At 57.1% G+C, this 15,317-nt stretch carries 14 protein-coding genes and 1 tRNA gene; 11 read left to right on the forward strand and 4 right to left on the reverse strand.

Annotated features, from left to right (window positions below; translation table 11 throughout):
- Positions 1–33 precede the first annotated feature (33 nt).
- Positions 34–1,755: a DUF3987 domain-containing protein gene (locus tag WX88_RS27870; protein WP_052732785.1), complete on the forward strand. Its 1,722-nt coding sequence runs from the start codon at positions 34–36 to the stop codon at positions 1,753–1,755.
- A 59-nt stretch (positions 1,756–1,814) separates the two neighbouring features.
- Complete coding sequence (locus WX88_RS16835; protein ID WP_046245554.1) at positions 1,815–2,729, forward strand: hypothetical protein; 915 nt, start codon at positions 1,815–1,817, stop codon at positions 2,727–2,729.
- Between the two features lie 9 nt (positions 2,730–2,738).
- Here the strand turns inward: WX88_RS16835 and WX88_RS16840 are convergent, their stop codons facing one another.
- Positions 2,739–3,710: a hypothetical protein gene (locus WX88_RS16840; RefSeq protein WP_156176209.1), complete on the reverse strand. Its 972-nt coding sequence runs from the start codon at positions 3,708–3,710 to the stop codon at positions 2,739–2,741.
- Between the two features lie 4 nt (positions 3,711–3,714).
- Between WX88_RS16840 and WX88_RS27875 the strand changes: the two genes are divergently transcribed.
- A complete protein-coding gene (locus WX88_RS27875; protein ID WP_052732786.1) occupies positions 3,715–4,041 on the forward strand; it encodes a hypothetical protein in 327 nt (108 codons plus the stop codon).
- Here WX88_RS27875 and WX88_RS16850 read toward each other — a convergent pair.
- Positions 4,036–4,509: a hypothetical protein gene (locus WX88_RS16850; RefSeq protein ID WP_046245556.1), complete on the reverse strand. Its 474-nt coding sequence runs from the start codon at positions 4,507–4,509 to the stop codon at positions 4,036–4,038. The genes WX88_RS27875 and WX88_RS16850 overlap by 6 nt on opposite strands.
- Before the next feature lie 744 nt (positions 4,510–5,253).
- Positions 5,254–5,326: transfer RNA gene (locus WX88_RS16855), tRNA-Met, on the reverse strand.
- A gap of 166 nt (positions 5,327–5,492) precedes the next feature.
- Between WX88_RS16855 and WX88_RS16860 the strand changes: the two genes are divergently transcribed.
- The 8 genes from WX88_RS16860 to WX88_RS16885 all read left to right on the forward strand — a co-directional run bounded on the left by WX88_RS16860 (position 5,493) and on the right by WX88_RS16885 (position 14,406).
- Positions 5,493–5,693, forward strand: a complete 201-nt coding sequence (locus WX88_RS16860; RefSeq protein ID WP_046245557.1) for a hypothetical protein — start codon at positions 5,493–5,495, stop codon at positions 5,691–5,693.
- A gap of 39 nt (positions 5,694–5,732) precedes the next feature.
- On the forward strand, positions 5,733–5,909 hold the full coding sequence (locus WX88_RS30175; RefSeq protein WP_156176210.1) for a hypothetical protein: 177 nt from the start codon (positions 5,733–5,735) through the stop codon (positions 5,907–5,909).
- A gap of 112 nt (positions 5,910–6,021) precedes the next feature.
- The gene (locus WX88_RS16865) at positions 6,022–7,275 is read left to right on the forward strand and encodes a TCR/Tet family MFS transporter (protein ID WP_046245558.1); all 1,254 of its coding nucleotides are present in this window, start codon (positions 6,022–6,024) and stop codon (positions 7,273–7,275) included.
- 66 nt (positions 7,276–7,341) lie between these two features.
- Positions 7,342–7,770, forward strand: a complete 429-nt coding sequence (locus tag WX88_RS16870; RefSeq protein WP_156176211.1) for a hypothetical protein — start codon at positions 7,342–7,344, stop codon at positions 7,768–7,770.
- A gap of 55 nt (positions 7,771–7,825) precedes the next feature.
- Positions 7,826–7,978 carry a hypothetical protein gene (locus WX88_RS30180; protein ID WP_156176212.1) on the forward strand — a complete coding sequence of 51 codons (153 nt, stop codon included), beginning with the start codon at positions 7,826–7,828 and terminating at the stop codon, positions 7,976–7,978.
- A gap of 146 nt (positions 7,979–8,124) precedes the next feature.
- Complete coding sequence (locus WX88_RS16875) at positions 8,125–10,224, forward strand: M13 family metallopeptidase (protein WP_052732787.1); 2,100 nt, start codon at positions 8,125–8,127, stop codon at positions 10,222–10,224.
- A 536-nt stretch (positions 10,225–10,760) separates the two neighbouring features.
- The gene (locus WX88_RS16880; protein WP_046245560.1) at positions 10,761–12,434 is read left to right on the forward strand and encodes an SBBP repeat-containing protein; all 1,674 of its coding nucleotides are present in this window, start codon (positions 10,761–10,763) and stop codon (positions 12,432–12,434) included.
- Between the two features lie 475 nt (positions 12,435–12,909).
- On the forward strand, positions 12,910–14,406 hold the full coding sequence (locus WX88_RS16885; protein WP_046245561.1) for a hypothetical protein: 1,497 nt from the start codon (positions 12,910–12,912) through the stop codon (positions 14,404–14,406).
- A gap of 53 nt (positions 14,407–14,459) precedes the next feature.
- Here WX88_RS16885 and WX88_RS16890 read toward each other — a convergent pair whose 3' ends face one another.
- Entirely contained in the window at positions 14,460–15,071 is a 612-nt protein-coding gene (locus WX88_RS16890) for a hypothetical protein (protein ID WP_394331753.1), read from the reverse strand.
- Positions 15,072–15,317: the final 246 nt, after the last annotated feature.

Below are 15,317 nucleotides of genomic sequence, written 5' to 3' on the forward strand. Positions count from 1 at the left end.
CCCGACAAAACCCGACATTTTAAGCTGGCAACAATGGATATTAACGCTTTTCGGGCTGCCACGCCGGCCGCCCCTATCCCACCGCCTACGAGCCATTCTCGGAGTAGTACGCCCGCGCCCGCGTACGCGCGTACTGGTCGGGAAACCCCACCCGATGAGGTGCTGGCCTGGTGCCTGACGCAATACGAAGCCCGACACGGGCCGCTGCCTGCCGTGGGCGGGCGCAACCATTGGCTGACCGCCCTGGGCTATTTCTGCAATGAGCGGGGCGTACCTCTGACCGAGTTGGAAAGCCACGCCCTGAACAGCTACGCCGCGCAGGATTTTGAGGTCCGGGAAATAACGCAAACCCTGCACGGCATCTATGCCCGCGAAGCCGCCGCCCACGGCAGCAAGCCCTACACGGCGGCGGGGAATAAACCGGGTTTTGCGGAGTATTCCGCACAAAAGGAAAACCGGGCGGGCAAACAGCTCCCGGCCACCTTCCCGGCGGGCGTGTATGACGCGCTACCCGACTACCTACGGCGCTGCTGTGAACCCTTTGACGGGCATGAGCGGGCGGTAATGCTGCTGGGCACGCTGGCCGTATTGTCGGGCTGCTTTCCGGCCGTGGGCGGCACCTACAACAAGCGCCGGTTTGGCCTGAACCTGTTTGCGTTCATCATTGCCCCGGCGGCCAGCGGCAAGGGCACCCTGGCCTGGGCGCGGCGGCTGGCCTGGCCCTATCACAAAGAGCTGACCGATGCCAGCCACGCGGCCCGTGCCGAGTACGATGCCGAGCTGGCCGCCTACAAAAGCGCCGGCAAAGCCAAAGCCAGTCTGAGCCCGCCGCCCGATGCCCCGCCGCCGCACAAGCTGCTGTATCTGCCCGGCAACACCACGGCCGCCGCCCTGGCTACGGCCCTGGCTGAAAACGACGGGCGCGGCATTATGTGCGAAACGGAAGCCGACACCCTGAGCGGGGCGCTGGGCGCTGACTTTGGCAATTTCAGCGACGTGCTACGCAAAGCCTTTCAGCACGAACCCGTTTCCCTGTTGCGGAAAACCGACCGGCAACACCTTGACCTGGCCCGCCCCGCTCTGAGCATTGCCCTGACCGGTACGCCGGGCCAGCTGCCCCGGCTGATGCCCACGGCTGAGGATGGATTAGTAAGCCGGTTTCTGTTCTACACCTTCGCGCAAGCCCCCGCCTGGCAGGATGTAAGCCCCAGCGCCGGCCCGCCCCTTGACCCGTATTTTGATACCCTGGCCGGGGAGCTGACCCGCATGATAAAGGCCGCGCCCGTGCCCGACGAAGCCGGCGCGTACCCCGTGGAAATTGTCTTATCGATGAGCGACTGGCAGCGCCTGAACGCGGCCGGCGCGGCGGGCCTGACCGATGCCACGGCCCACGGCGGGGGCGCGGGAGCCAGTCAGGCGTTCCGGCTGGGCTTGATTGCCTTCCGCGTTGCGGGGCTGCTGACCGTGCTACGCTGCTTTGAAAACGGGCAAGCCCCCGCCGACCGCCTCGAATGTGACCCCGCTGATATGGGCACGGCCCTGGCTATTATGGATACCGCCCGCGCCCACGCCCTGGCCGTGCTGGCTACGCTGCCCAGCCCCGGCGGCGCGGCCGTGGGCGGGAAGTTCACCGCCAAAGCGGAGCAGGAAACGCGGGTACGGGAGCTACACGCGGAAGGGCTGAGCGTTCGGGACATAGCCGAGCAAGTAGGCATACACTATTCCACGGTTTCCCGCTGGCTGAATCTGCCCTAAGGGTTGCAAATGTTGCGCGTTGCAATTGTGCAACGCAACACTTTGCAACACCCTTTTCAATGTCTTTACCGTGGGCACTGCCCACCTTCAACCCCAACATTATGCGCTTTACCACTCTGGAAAAAATCAAGGCCGATACCCCGCTGGCCCAACTGTTCAACGCCTACCTGGGCGGCCTTTCTACGCTGGAAATATTCAGCACCCCCCGCGAATCCATGCGAGCTTGCCGGCTGGCCTTTGCATCGGAGGCACGGGGCGAAGTGCCCACCCTATCCATTGTCGACCTGGCCCAACGCTACTATGAGCTAACGGTACTGAGCAACGCCCTGAGCGGCCTGTATTGGCATATTGAGCAGGCGGCCGAACTGCTGGCCAGCTTCTACACCGAACACGGCGGCGACCTGACCGCCTACGCCGTAGCCAACCGGCGCTACATACTGACAGAATACGGCGACGGGGAAGATGCCGACTGGCACCACAACGGCACCGGTAACCCTGACGCGGGAGAAGGTTGGGAAGTAACCGAAACCACCGACCCCGCCCGCCTGGCTGAGTATAGCTTACACCGGGAGCTGGCCCGGTTCTTTCCCGACTCCGAAAGCCACGGGGAATATATCGGCACCAGCGGCCCGATTGACTTTCACCGCTTCACGCTAGCCGTAGAACACCAAACCGACTTTGCCCCGCGCAAAATGTTTGCAGCCGTGGGAGGGGTAGAGCTGCCCGTGTATCGGCAAGATGAAAGCGGCCAATTCGTGCCTATTCCGATTATCGACCAGATTGAGCAGGAAATAAATGAGGACATAGCCAACGAACGGCTAACCGCCTATTTCAATGCTGTTCTAAACGCGGGCCAGCACTTAGCTGAGTTGCACGCTACCATGAACCCCAACGACCTACACGGCTACAAACTGTTACACGAATGCCTCAACAACATATTGGCCGTGAATATGGAAGCCTACCCGCCTTTCTAAGCGGCAAACTTATTGAGCGTAGGAAAATCTCTTAAAGTCAGGGTCATACACGACTTGCAAAGTATATGTTCCTTTGCCTGGCCTTATGTCGGTGACAAATACTTCTGCTATATTATTCTGCCTTTCTAGTAACTCGTGATTGTACTGCCTTGCTCGATTCAAAATCCCAATTACCCCGTTGTAAATCATCATGGTTTTGTGGAACTTATCGGCCCATTCACTAAAAGAAATTGCTATTAATTGTGAATGTGGGTCATTCGCAATATCGTTCCCAAGTTGCATATAGTCGCTCTGAAAGATAAAATATGAGTGAGCAATGGAGTTGCGCAGTTGAGTTAGATATGATGCTTTTACCGCATTGAAAAGTATAGGCGACAAAGATTCCAACTTGTTGCGAATATGCTTGCGGATAATATCTTGGCGAGTAGCAGTGCCCTCAGTATCCCTAGCACTTTCTTTGACCTTGAAGTACCAATCATATGGCTTACCTTCAAGCAATCGAACAAACTCGTAAAGTGTTTTTATGATGTAGTCCGATTCCCAGACTTTGAGGTAAATAAGTGTTTCTAAGTGAATTGTTCCCGCTTCTAGTTCGTAGAACTTATCCCTTTCTTCCCAGTTTTGGGCTTGAGTCAGTTCTTCAATTTTCGCTAACCATTCTACACGGCTCACCTTAGCCATGTGAGTCTGTCTATACCAGTTAATAAATTGATAATGTGTAAAATAAGCCCAGCCAATTCGCCCAGGCCCTATTACATGGGGATTGAGTTTTGGGCCACTAAAATCAAGTACTGATGGGTCGTAGCTGCCGTTTTCTTGAAGTAATATAAGGTCGCCTGAGTGATGCTGATTCGCAACTACTAACTGAAACAAACGCTCAAATTCAGGCTCTAAAGTTTGGCCTTCCTGCTGCATTAAATCTGAAAAGAGCATAGTTCCTTTGTTTGGCTTTACGTGCTTGCAATTAACAATAGTTTTCAATAAGATGCCCTACGAAAAAGGAACCAGCGGCAACCCCGCTAGCCGTCCCAAAGGCAGTAGCAACAAAGCCACTGCCGCCGCCCGTGAAACTATTGCTGCCGCCCTGGCTGGGGCCAATGCTGAAAAGCTAGCCGCCCAACTTAACACCCTAACCGGCAAAGACTACATAGATGCCTACGTGAAGCTAGCCGAGTTCATAACCCCGAAGCTACAGCGCACAGCCTTGACTGCTGAACAGGAACGGCGGCCAGTGAAGGTCACCCTATATATCGGCGGCACACCTAAACAACGTAAAGCGAATCTGCTTTCGGTAAATAACACCCAGTCATAAAGCTGACGAAGTATCATCTGGACTGGTTGAGCAAAACACTTGCAATCCATACTTCAAGGCAAAAACAGTAACCGGGATTGCTACTGCCATTTGCGTTTGATATGTAGTGTACAACAACGTAGCACCCATAACAATCACATCCTTGATGGTTCCGGTAGTTATATCAGCAACCAGATTAGTTGGCTGTTTAGTCTCTCGATTACAAAGAAGTCCATACAGGCGGCGGCGGAACAAAGCAGCGTCCTGTTGTGCTGAATCAATAAAATCCTTGAGAAATGGCTTTACATACTCAGAAACTGGTTTGTCTGGAACCCTTTCCATAAAGCGCCGCATTCGCTCTTCTAATGACGGCCTTGGCCCTGCACTAGCCTGAATGTTGGAAACCCTGCCATTGGCAATCTCATACAATAGCTCTTCTTCTGATAGTGGGAGTAACACATCAATAAAATGAAGTTGTTGAGTAGTCATATGCTATTCAGGTTGCAGGAGAACAAAAAATGCTTTGGTCATCTAAAAAGCCCCGCGCCCTCAACCGAGGAACGCGGGGCTTTGCTGCTAGGTAGAGCTGGCAACTACAACCCGTCAGGCTACTGCAAAGCTAAGCTAAAGCCCAGTAACGCTAAGCATTGCGGACTGTTTTGGGAATGTATTGAGCATGGCTTGAATGAATAAAATTGTTACTTTGGCCTTATGATAAAACAGTTCACCTACGCCACTGCTACTTACTGTGGCCTACCTGGGGCTAATAAACCCTTACCAGAGGGAGAATACCGTATTGGGCTCTCTCCACTACCTAATCCAAAGTATATGACAGTAGGAATAGAGAGAGGCCCTCGCAAGAGTAGTAATGAAGTAATCAGCCACATTACCTATGACAACCAAGAGGGCTTCTGGCGGGATTGGAAAAATGTGGTTGACGATGAAGGAAAGCCAATAAGCTTATAAGCCATAAGCTCTTCCTGGCTTTAGACGGATAACGAAAGCCCCAAGCTCTACTAATCATGAACTTGGGGCTTTTTGCTTTGGGTTAGAGTTGACAACTACAAATCCGAAGCATTAGATGAATAAAAGTTGACGTTACTCTCATGTGCGCCCGGCAGTGCACACTACATATGTCGTCCCATATGAAAGAGGGGTAGGCCAGATTTGTCCTATAAACCGTCCTATGAACAAAAGAAAAGGCCGTTTCCACATTGGAAACGGCCTTTTAGGTAGCGGGGACTGGACTCGAACCAGTGACCTTTGGGTTATGAGCCCAACGAGCTACCAACTGCTCCACCCCGCACTGTTTGTGATACAAAGGTAGAGGAAATTTTTGGGTAACACCACAAAAATGTTGTTTTCGTGCCATACGTGCCGTGAACCCGTGGTTCTCAGCCAGAAAAAACAACACCTCATCGGACGATAAGCTGGGCACTGCCGTACGGTCTTCTACTTTTTATGTTTCTGCCATGACACCACGTGCTTTCACCACACCGTGCACGGCCCGCTACCTGAGCATGGGCAAACCGGGCTCGACCATCGTGTGCCTGCATTACCACGACCAACCCGTCACTGACTTGGCCGACCAGCTTCGTAACCTCGACACGCCCGAGCGCGTGCTGCTGCCCGAAACTCTGAGCCGCTATGAGCTACCGTCGACCGCAGACTAGGACTCCCGCACCGGCGCGGCCTGGTTTGTACCCGACTCGTTGCTGCCCGAGTTGGACGACCTCAACACCTACCTCGACGCCTTAACCAAGCACGTACTGGCCGCTTACCCGCTGGGCACGCCCCTCACGGTGCGCGGCTTTGGGCGCCAGCATCGAGGACTGAAGGCACAATGGAGTATGACGCGGCGTGGGGCGGCTACCTTTGTAGCTCCGTAGTGGCGGGCCGGCAGCGACTGTCTCCTGCCCGTATTTCGGGATGACGCCGGTCGCCCTCTGGCCTTGATACTGGGGAGCTGCCTCGTCTTTTTATTTGTTGCCATCTGCTTTTATGTCTGAAAAACGCTCGCCTGCCCTTGGCTTCATCTTCGTCACGATTCTTATTGATGTCATTGGCCTGGGCATTATTATTCCGGTGGTACCCAAGCTTATTCAGCAGCTCACGGGCGAGGGACTGAGTCGGGCTTCCGAGTATTCGGGCTGGCTCACGTTTGCCTACGCCAGCGCGCAGTTTTGCTTTGCGCCGGTGATAGGTGGACTCAGCGACAAACTGGGTCGGCGGCCGGTGCTGCTGGCCGCGCTGCTGGGCCTGGGACTCGACTACTTGTTTTTGAGCTTCGCCCCTACTCTCTCCTGGCTGTTTGTGGGGCGTGTGGTGGCGGGCATCACGGGCGCCAGCTTCACTACGGCCACGGCCTACATCGCCGACATCAGCCCGCCCGAGAAGCGGGCTCAGAACTTTGGGCTGGTGGGCGCAGCTTTTGGCATTGGCTTCATCCTCGGGCCGGCGGTGGGCGGGCTGCTGGCGGACTTCGGCGCGCGGGTGCCCTTTATGGTAGCGGCAGGGCTGAGCCTATGTAATTTCCTGTATGGTTTCTTCGTGCTGCCTGAATCGCTGGCTCCCGACAAGCGACGGCCGTTTGAGTGGGGCCGGGCCAACCCCGTGGCCTCGCTGCTGCGACTGGGCAACTACCCGGCGGTACTTGGCTTGGTGGCGGCACTGGTGCTAATTTACCTGGCGGGCTCGGCCACGCAGTCGGTGTGGGCTTTTTATACGATGTTCAAATTCGGCTGGACCGAAAGGCTGGTGGGCATCTCGTTGGGCGTGGTGGGGCTGTTTTCGGGACTGGTGCAGGGTGGTTTGGTGCGAGTGGCCATTCCAAAGCTGGGCGCGGCGCGGGCCATCGTGGTGGGGCTACTGTGCTATGCGGTGGGCTTCGTGCTGTTTGCGTTTGCCTCGCGTGGCTGGTTAATGCTGGTTTTTCTGGCCCCCTACTGCCTGGGCGGCCTGGCCGGGCCGGCGCTGCAAGGCACTATTTCCGGCCAGGTACCGGCCAACGAGCAGGGCGAGCTGCAAGGCTCGCTGACCAGCCTCATCAGTGCCACGGGCGTGGTAGGGCCACTGCTGATGACGTACTTGTTCGGCTACTTCACGCGGCCCACGGCGCCGGTGCAGTTTCCGGGGGCGCCATTTTTGCTGGGTGCGCTGCTGGCATTGGGTAGCGCGGCGCTGGCGGTGCGCTCGTTGCGGAGGTATCCACCGGTAGCGGTGGTGCCCGCACCAGCCGGGGCTACCACGCACTAGCTACGGAAATGGGGTGACAGCTTGCACCGATATTTTGTATCTTGCCTATACACTGTCTTGCTTTCTATGAGCCCAGAATCTACCCCACCTCTCCTACAACTTACGTCCCGGCCTGATTTGGGCATCCTCATTGGCCGCTGGGGCTACCAGCCCGCTCCGACTGAGTTGCCGGCCGTCTATGAAGCGCTGGCCGCTGCCGCGCTGCGCGAAAACAGCTGCTTCTGGCTTCAGGACATTCGCCGCCGTACCCTCAACGACCCTTACACCACGCAGTGGCTGCTGGCCGACTACTTCCCCGACATAGCCCGTCGGCTTCAGCGGCGCCTGTGCGTATCCTATCTCGTCAGCCCGTCCTTGCACCAGACCATTCTTGAAACTCCGGGGTTCCTGCCACCCGAAGCCTATGAGGGACGGCCATTTGCCTTGAGCTTCTCTGGCGATGAGGGGACCGCTATTCAGTGGCTGCAATTGCAACAGGCCCGGGTAGTAGGATAGCGCCAACTGGTGTAGCTGAATATGCCTGCGCGGCTACCACTACTTGGCCTCGCCGGTGGTGCAGGAATCCCTCAAACCGGTGGTCAACTACATTCCGCGCTACATGCTGTTCGACAAAAATGGCACGCTAGTCGAAGCCAGCACCTACCATCCCAGCGACGGCGAAAAGCTGCATCAGCAACTGCGCGAGCGGCTACAACTGCGTTAGATAAAGCTTTGAACTGCATTAAACGTCCTGCTAAGCTTACGCTTGGGTGGGACGCTTTTCTTTGCACCCGGCCTGTGCTAGCTATGCAGCTACGGGGCTACGTCAGCAGTCTTTTTTGCTAATTTGCACCTGTAAATTTCATATTCATGAAGAAGATGTACCCCCACCCCTGGCTGGCGGCCGCCACGCTGATGCTGGCCAGTTGCGCCAGCACCAAGCCCATCACCGTAGCCACGGCGCCAGCCGCTGCCACTGCCGCCCCCACCCCAACGGACCCCAAAGGCGTGGGACTCGACATGGCCGACCTCGACCGCACGGTGAACCCCTGCGACGACTTCTTTCAATTTGCGGGCGGCAACTGGCTCAAGAACAACCCCGTTCCGAGCTATGCCTCCAGCTGGGGGCCACGTAACCAGCTCGGCGACCGCACCCAGGCGCTGCTGCGCCGCATTCTGGAAGACGCGGCGGCCAACCGTAGCGCCGCACCTGGCAGCAATGCCCAGAAAGTGGGCGACTTCTACGCCGCGGCCATGGACACAGTGGCTATCGAGAAAGCCGGCCTCACGCCGCTGCAACCAGAGCTGGCCCGTGTGGCGGCCGTGCGCGACCAAGCCGGACTGCGTGCTGAAATCGTGCATCTGCAGGAGCTGCAAATTGGCGTGCTCTTCCGGGCTGGGGTCGATGTGGACGAGAAAAATACCACTCAGTATGCCGTGCAATTTGCCCAGGGTGGTCTTACCCTGCCCGACCGGGATTTCTACTTCAAGACCGATGCGCGGACCGAAAAGGTGAAGACGGCCTACCGGACGTACATGAACCAGATTTTCGGGCTGCTGGGCGACGTGCCCGCAGTGGCTCAGCGCAACGCCGCTACCGTCGAGCGCATCGAAAGTCGCTTGGCGAAGGCCTCCCGCACCCGCGTGGAGCTGCGCGACCCGCAATCGAACTACAACAAGCTGGCCGTGGCCGCCGCTCAGAAGCGCTATCCTATTCTCAACCCGAAAGCACTGCTGGTGAGCATGCAGCTGAGCAAAGCCCAGGAAATCATCGTGGGCCAGCCGGCTTTTTTCGACGAGGTGAACGCAGTGCTGAAAACCGAGCCGCTGGCCGACCTCAAAACCTACCTGCGCTGGCACCTGGTGCGCTCGGTGGCCGGGGCCCTGCCCACCGCGTATGCTGAGGCCTCCTTCCGCTACAACCAGGCCCTGAGTGGGGCCAAGCAGCAAGCCACCCGCTGGAAGCGCATGCAGGCCGCCACCGACCAAACCCTGGGCGAAGCCTTCGGCCAGCTGTACGTGGACCAGGCTTTCAGCCCCGAAGCCAAGGCCAAGGCGCTCGAAATGGTAAATAACATCAAAGCCAGCATGGCCGAGCACATTCAGACCAACACCTGGATGAGCGCGCCCACCAAGGCTGAAGCTCTGAAAAAGTTGAATGCACTGCGCGTAAAAATCGGCTACCCGGACGTATGGAAGGACTATTCGGCCCTGAAAATCACCCGTGAGAGCTATCTGCAGAACATTCTGGCCGCCCGTCAGTGGGAAAGCCGGCGCGAAACCGCCAAGTTTGGCGGTCCCATCGACCGCAACGAGTGGGGCATGACGCCGCCCACCATCAACGCCTACTACAACCCGCCGCTGAATGAAATCGTGTTTCCAGCCGGCTACCTCCAGCCGCCCTTCTTCGACCCCAAGGCGGATGACGCCATCAACTACGGCGCTATTGGCGGGGTAATGGGCCACGAAATGACCCACGGCTTCGACGACCAAGGCCGTCAGTACGACGCCGAGGGCAACCTGCGCGACTGGTGGACGCCCGCCGACGCGGCCGAGTTTACGAAGCGTGCCGCCGTGGTGGGCAAGCAGTACGACGCCTTCTCCCCCCTCGATTCAGTACATGTGAACGGACAGCTGACCATGGGCGAGAACCTGGCCGACTTCGCCGGCCTCACCGTGGTGTACGGCGCCCTTAAAAAGCAATTGCAGCAACGCTACGGCGATGCCCCGCGCCCGAAGTTCGACGGCTTCACGCCCGAACAGCGCTACTTCCTAAGCTGGGCTCAACTGCGACGCACGAACATCCGCCCCGAGGCCCTGCGCCAGCAAATCGCCACCGACCCGCACTCGCCCGGCCAGTACCGCACCATCGGCCCGTTGATGAACATGCCACAGTTTCAGCAGGCGTTTGGCTGTAAGGAAGGGGATAAGATGACGCGGAAGGCAGCCGATAGAGCCGTGATTTGGTAAGTAGTTCGCATTGCTGGCCTGCGCGTCTTCGACGCGCGGCAGCGTGGACTTCCTTGATCTATACTCCGATTTGCTAAGAAGTCCTGGCTGAAAAGCCAGGACTTTTTTAAATAATTATTAAGAGACAGAATGAATTGGTGCGGGAGGCATCAAGCCACCACCCGTGGCAGCTCGTCATGGAATAACACCGCCCAGACGATGGTCACAAGACACCCGGACGGTACGAATGACGAGCCACCACGGGTGATGGCTCGTCACTAGGTTGACATCCAAGCCAACATCAACAGCTGCTTAGCCCTGCCCAAGACGGAGCACGAGCCAAAGAGCAAGCGGTGCTGCCACCCGCAAAGAACGGGTTTCAACGAAGCCACTCCACTGACACCGCGCCAGGCGAAAACCTAAGCTAGGTATGCGCTGGCTAGACACGACCAAGTCTTTTGACTGCAAAAACTTTAGCTCGTTTACTACCCCTAAGTAACTTTGAGTCAAACAAACGGCTTATTCCAATTCATTCATTTCCGTTTTCAAAAACATCTATGAAACATTATACTTTCTCTCAAGCCCTGCGGTCCCGCCTGGGCTTGCTGGCCTTGCTTGGCTTGGCGACCGGATCCGCGCAGGCTCAAACCGCGCCGACATGGTCCAGCGTACAAACCGTTTCTTCTTCGGGCACTACGCAACTGGGGGAGCCATCCTATAGTTCAGCCAGAGACATTGCCATTGCCTCGGACGGGAGCCGATACGTCACGGGCTTTTTCGATGGCACCATCAACTTGGGCGCTATTACCCTCACGGCCGGTGGGGTATCCACCCCGGCACAAGTGGCAGGCCACGTGTTTTTAGCCAAGTACGACCCCGCTGGCACCGTGTTGTGGGCCAAGAAATTCGACTCCTATTCAAGTGATGTGTCCGCTAAGGTGGCCGTCGATGCTGCTGGTAATGCCTACCTGGCGGGCGACTTCTACAACTCCCTTGACCTGGGCACCACTACCCTGACCAGTGCTGGCAACGATGGTTACCTGATAAAATTCGACGCGCAGGGGGTGCAGCAATGGGTACGGCAAGGCGGGGCCTTCAGCACGACTGTCGGCGGCATTGCCGTCGATGCGTCTAACAACGTGGTTATTGCGGGTAGTTTGAGTAATACCGTGAGCTTCGGTGGGCCTGTCGTATCGGGCCGCGGACAGTTTTTCTACAAATTTTCGCCCACGGGCACCGTCGTGCTGGCCCAAAAGTTTGGCACCTCACCAGCAACCATCCGGGACCTGGCTCTCGACACTGCGGACAACGCCTATATCACCGGCAGCTTCTCTGCGAACGCCACTTTCGGGCCAGTTACACTTAGTAGCGCCGGCTACACCGATGTTTTTTTGTGCAAGCTCGACGCGACGGGCAACAACCTTTGGGCCCAGAGTGCCGGGGGACCCGACTTTGACCGCGCCGAGAGCGTGGCGGTCGATAGCGGCGGCAACCCAGTGGTGAGTGGCTATTACGACGACGACTTGGTGGCGCCCATCGAAACCAGTCGCATCTACGTAGCTCGCTATTCCACGCAAGGTACTCCCCTCTGGAACCGCCTGATTACGCCTAATATTGATGGCTTTTACAGTGCTACCGGCGTGGCGTACGATGGCCGCGGCGGCTATTATGTAACAGGCGGCTTTCAGGGTACCGCCGTATTTGGCACTACCACAATCAATGTATTGGGCGGAGAAGGATTATTTGTGGCGCGCTATGACAGTCAAGGCACGGTTGTATGGGCCGATGCCGCGACCAACGCGACCAACAATGATTTTTCTAGTGGGTATGGCGTGGCCACAGATAGCCAAGGCAATGCTTACGTAACGGGCAGCGCTATAGGCAAGGTTAAATTTGGGTCGTTACCTATCATCAACGCCCAGGACGGCAACGCACTGGTGGCCAAGCTTACCGCCGCTGGCGTGCTCACTGCCACGCGGGCAAAGGCGGCCACGGTGACGCTACCTGCATATCCCAATCCGGCATCAGGTCACACTTCGCTGGACCTGCCAGCTGGTGGCGGGCACCTCGTGCTCATCGATGCGCTCGGCCGCACCGTACGCGAGCAGTCTTTACCCACTGCTGCCGGCTCCTACCCCGTGTCGCTGGAGGGCCTCAAGTCCGGCCTCTATCAGCTCCGGGCTGCCCTCAACAATGGTAAAGTTGCCAGTACTCAGGTCCAGGTCCGCTAATTACGCAACTGCTGCTACAAGCAAGACTTACATTACCAGCAGGTGCTTATCCAGCTCTCAAAAGGCTCCGACTCATCAGTCGGAGCCTTTCTTGCTATCTGTTATCAGTCAGCCTTTATTTTGGTCCATTGCCAGCTTCTAACTGGCCAGAAATGCACAATAAATATACCGAACAACCAGTTGAAGCGCTTTCATTGAGACGTCAAATGACTCGACCGATATGGTCGGGGCTTTCATGGGGTGTTATCTTTACGGAGAAATTTACCAATTAGACGCTATTTATTCCTAAAGCGTCTTTATTCTTATTTATTGCGTGGCTGCCTACTGGGTGAGTTGTTGATTCTTTCGTTGATGGCAGAGCTGGTGGTGCTGACGCCGACTTGACAAACGCCAGCGCCATCGGTAGGCTGGCTTCCGTTGCCGGGCGCCGCCTTTCAGAAGCTCTTATTTACTTGTTTTCATCTTTATCTACTCCGTGTTACGACTACAAAGCGTCATTAGCTACCGCTGGGTGCGGCTGGTAATCACATTACTATTATTAGTGGGAACAAGGGCCCAGGCCCAGCGCCCCAACTGGCAGACGGCGATGCTGCTCGGGGGCGAGAAATCAAACATTCACGTGCAGGCAACTACGGCCGACGCCAACGGCAACGTGTACATAGCCGGCTATTTCGACGAAACGGCGCGCTTTGGCAGCTTCTCCCTCACCAGCGCCGGCGGCAGCGATGTATTTGTGGCCAAATGGAGCGCGGGGCGCTTTGTGTGGGCCCAAGGCGCAGGTGGTGCCAAGGAGGACCAAGCCCGGGCCATTGCCGTAGACGGCACCAGCGTATACATAACCGGAGATTTTGATAGCCCCGCTGCTCTCTTTGGCACCGAAAAGCTCAACCCCAACGACGGCAGCGTCGACGTGTTCATTGCCAAAGTCACCGATGTCGGCGCCAACGCCAGCTTCACCTGGGCCGAGCGCGCCGGGGGCAAAGCCATCGACCGGGCCGCCGGCATCGCCGTAACGGGGGCAAACGTTTACGTAGTGGGCAACTTCCTAAGTCGCAGCGCCGATTTTGGTTCCAACAGGCTTTCCAACGCGGGCAACGGCGACGTGTTCATAACCAAGCTCACTGATGTCGGTGGCAAGGGGAAGTTTATCTGGGCCCAGCGAGCGGGTGGCTCCCTCTTCGATTACGCCGCCGCGGTGGTTGCACAAGGAGTAAACGTGTACGTAGCTGGCGGCTTCGGCAGTGGCACTGCCGCCTTTGGCAGTTTCTCCCTCGCCAATGCCGTGCCGGCCGGCAACGGGGTTTTGCCCGATGTATTTGTAACCAAGCTTACCGACGTGGGCTCAAGCGCCAACTTTGCCTGGGCCCAGCGGGCGGGCGGCACAGGCAACGACGCCGCCACCGGCATTGCCATCAGTGGGGTTAACGTGTTTGTGACGGGCTCATTCGATAGCCCAACGGCCAGCTTTGGCCCCATCACCCTCACGAGCAAGAATCTTAACGATGTGTTCGTGGCCAAACTCCTCGATAATGACCCGACCTTCATTTGGGCGCTGCGCGGCGGCGGCACGGGCGATGACGCCGCGACGGCAATCGCCGTCAATGGGTCGAACCTGTACCTGACCGGGACCTTTAACAGCCCCGTGGCTGACTTTGGCCGGCACGTACTAAAGCACGACGACGAGGGCAAGCCCAAATTGGGCGACCTGTTCGTGGTTAAGCTTCAGGACGGTGGTTCCAGTGCTCAGTTTACGTGGGCTGAGAAAGCCGTTAATACGCAGGGCCTGGCGGCCGCCATCCAGGGCTCCAGCATCTACATCGCGGGAAATACGCAGGCTCCGGTGAACTTCGGCAAGCAGTATATCTCCGCTATTGGCGGAGGTTCAGGCAGCTTTCTGGCCTCCTTTACCGATGTAGTGGTCCAGCCGCGCCGCCCGCCCGGCAGCCGAACCAGACGCCGGGGCCATAGGTAATACCGACCGTCTTAATCCAAGTTGCGGAATAGCCACGTAACGGCTGTAGCCGATTAGAAGGTAACGATGGCGTTGAGACCCAGTTGCCCACTGCGGAAGACGTGCCCATCGCCCACCCTCGAAATCGTGCCGTTGCGCCGGCCCGATTCAAACTCGCCTTCGAGGCTGATGCTCTTAGTTTTTAGAGGAAAGGTCCAGCCAATGCTCCCCGTCAGCACCGACCCAATGGCGAACTGGTGCAGATACGTCTCCTCGGGGTCATTGAACTGATGCTTGGTAGTAAGCTGGCCCGTGCCCACAGTAACCCGTCCGTACAGGCCCTTGTTGTATTGCCGGCTGATGGGATAATATTTGGCACTCAGGCCAATATTATAATAATTGAAAAAATATTCGCCGCCCTGGTCATCGGTAGCGCCCCCACCCGACCCCGAAAACTTCAGGCGTCCGCCAATACCTAGGCCCTTCCACCGCTCCGGGGCCACGTAGAACGCCAGCAGCAGATTTCCTGCGATGCCGGGCTCAAAATCGCGGGCCTGAATGGCTTGGCGTAGCTTGGTACGAATGTCACCAAAGAACAAGGTTTGACCAGCACCAAAGCCTACCTCCCCATAAACGGTTTGCTTGCGCTCCGTCTGGGCGTGGGCTTCGGAAAGCCACACTGTCAAGGGCAAAAGGAGAAAGGGAACGCGCTTTCTGAAGTTATTTTTCATGATTGAAAGTATTGTCTTGATTAGCTCACTGAATCAGGACAAAGGACCAGTTGCGCCGGCTCCAAAACGATGACTTCGGTTAAGAAAGGACGCAGATTGTGGGTCCAAAACTCGTTTCACTCCAAACCATATGTACCCCGATGGCTCTGGCTACGGCTAGCAAACCCAAGTTGCGGCCTATAAGCCAACTTGGTCTAGGAC

Source organism: Hymenobacter terrenus (genome assembly GCF_000972495.1).
Taxonomy (GTDB): Bacteria; Bacteroidota; Bacteroidia; order Cytophagales; family Hymenobacteraceae; genus Hymenobacter; species Hymenobacter terrenus.

Coding starts and splice junctions, on each gene's coding strand:
- WX88_RS27870 (WP_052732785.1), top strand. CDS start 34: ATGGATATTAACGCTTTTCGGGCTGCCACGCCGGCCGCCCCTATCCCA.
- WX88_RS16835 (WP_046245554.1), top strand. CDS start 1,815: ATGTCTTTACCGTGGGCACTGCCCACCTTCAACCCCAACATTATGCGC.
- WX88_RS27875 (WP_052732786.1), top strand. CDS start 3,715: ATGCCCTACGAAAAAGGAACCAGCGGCAACCCCGCTAGCCGTCCCAAA.
- WX88_RS16850 (WP_046245556.1), bottom strand. CDS start 4,509: ATGACTACTCAACAACTTCATTTTATTGATGTGTTACTCCCACTATCA.
- WX88_RS16860 (WP_046245557.1), top strand. CDS start 5,493: ATGACACCACGTGCTTTCACCACACCGTGCACGGCCCGCTACCTGAGC.
- WX88_RS16865 (WP_046245558.1), top strand. CDS start 6,022: ATGTCTGAAAAACGCTCGCCTGCCCTTGGCTTCATCTTCGTCACGATT.
- WX88_RS16870 (WP_156176211.1), top strand. CDS start 7,342: ATGAGCCCAGAATCTACCCCACCTCTCCTACAACTTACGTCCCGGCCT.
- WX88_RS16875 (WP_052732787.1), top strand. CDS start 8,125: ATGAAGAAGATGTACCCCCACCCCTGGCTGGCGGCCGCCACGCTGATG.
- WX88_RS16880 (WP_046245560.1), top strand. CDS start 10,761: ATGAAACATTATACTTTCTCTCAAGCCCTGCGGTCCCGCCTGGGCTTG.